We start from the raw sequence: 1750 nt of genomic DNA on the forward strand, positions 1-1750 counted from the left end.
CCTCACCCTCGCCCGCACCGGCGACCAGCTGCAGGGCATCAAGAAGGGTGTCCTCGAGTTGGCGGACATCGTCGCGGTGAACAAGGCCGACGGCCCGCACGTCAAGGACGCCTCGCGGGCCGCCCGCGAACTCGGGGCCGCCCTACGGTTGGTGCGTCCTGCCGACGCGGTGTGGAAGGTGCCCGTCCTGACCATGTCGGGACTGGAGGCCGAGGGACTGGACCGTTTCTGGGACGCCGTCCGCTCGCATCAGGACACGATGAACGGGATCGGCGAGGTGGAGGCGCGGAGGGCGCGTCAGCAGGTGGACTGGACGTGGTCCATGGTCCACGACACGCTGATGGCCCGGCTGGCCGCCGATCCGGAGGTGCGGAAGATCGCCCCGGAGGTGGAGCAACAGGTGCGCGAGGGCACGCTCACCGCGGCCCTCGCTGCGCAGGCGATCATCGACGCCTTCGACTCCTGAGCCCAGCCGGGCACCGTATTGCGAAAAGCGCAGGCCGCGCACCGCCCCCGACCGCCCACACGAAATCCGGCTCTTGTGACCTGTCCATGGGTCGTTCGGTGGATCTCGGGTAGAAGCACGCCGTTCTCGGCTTAGGTTTTGGGTGTCTAAGTCCAAACCGAAGAGCGGAGAACGGCGTGCGAGGTGTCAGCCTATGGCGTGCGGTGCTGGGCGTCGAGAGAACGGTTATCGAGAACGTCGAGTTCGACCACAACGAGCAGATCGTGGTCGCACATGTTCGCCCTCGAAGGGGGTACTGGGCCCGGTGCGGCGTCTGCGGGACGCCGGCGGCCCGGTACGACAACGGCGCTGGCCGACGCCGCTGGCGCAGTCTGGATATGGGCTCAACGATGGTGTTTCTCGAGGCCGATTCGCCGCGAGTGAGCTGCCCCGTGCACGGTCCCACTGTGCGTCAGGTGCCCTGGGCCCGCCACGGCGCCGGTCACACCAGACCCTTTGACCAGCAGGTCGCGTGGCTGGCCACGCAGTGTTCCAAGAGCGCCACGTGCCAGCTGATGCGCATCGCCTGGCGCACGGTGGGGTCGATCATCGCCCGCGTCTGGGCCGACACCGTCGCCGGTACCGATCCGTTGGCCGGTCTGCGGAGGATCGGAATCGACGAGATCTCCTACAAGCGCAACTACAAGTATCTGACCATCGTGGTCGATCACGACACCGGTCGCCTGGTGTGGGTTGCCATTGGCCGGGACAAAGCCACCGTGCAGGCGTTTTTCGACGCTCTCGGGGCCGACCGGTGTGGACAGATCACCCATGTCACCGCTGACGGGGCGAAGTGGATCGGCGACGTCGTAGCCCGAGCGTGCCCCGAGGCGGTGCGCTGTACCGATCCGTTCCACGTGGTCAAGTGGGCCACCGATGCCCTGGATGAAGTGCGTCGACAGGTGTGGAACGAGGCCCGCGGCGACAAACGGCAACTGCGTGAACGTCGTCTGGCCAACAAGGTCAACCGGGCCCGCGGTTACGCCCGGGACATCAAGCACGCCCGATATGCGCTCTGGAAGAACCCCGAGAATCTCACCACCCGGCAGAGTGCCAAGCTGGCGTGGATCGCCAAGACCGAACCCACCCTGTACCGCGCCTACCTGCTCAAAGAAGGCCTGCGTCTGATCTTCCAACTCCCGATCGACGAGGCCAGAGACGCCCTGGAAGCGTGGATCAGCTGGGCCAGACGATGCCGCATCGAACGGTTCGTCCACTTGCAGCGCACCATCTGCACCTACAAGA

Annotated in this window: 1 protein-coding gene and 1 pseudogene; both read left to right on the forward strand. The window is 66.3% G+C overall.

The window, feature by feature from the left end:
• Positions 1-466 (forward strand): annotated as a pseudogene (locus H483_RS28355) (methylmalonyl Co-A mutase-associated GTPase MeaB); the annotation flags it as partial.
• A 176-nt stretch (positions 467-642) separates the two neighbouring features.
• On the forward strand, positions 643-1750 hold a 1108-nt coding region (locus tag H483_RS28360), incomplete at its 3' end, for an ISL3 family transposase (RefSeq protein ID WP_042329746.1).

The sequence above is a fragment of the Dietzia sp. UCD-THP genome (assembly GCF_000349585.1).
GTDB classification, from domain to species: domain Bacteria; phylum Actinomycetota; class Actinomycetes; order Mycobacteriales; family Mycobacteriaceae; genus Dietzia; species Dietzia natronolimnaea_A.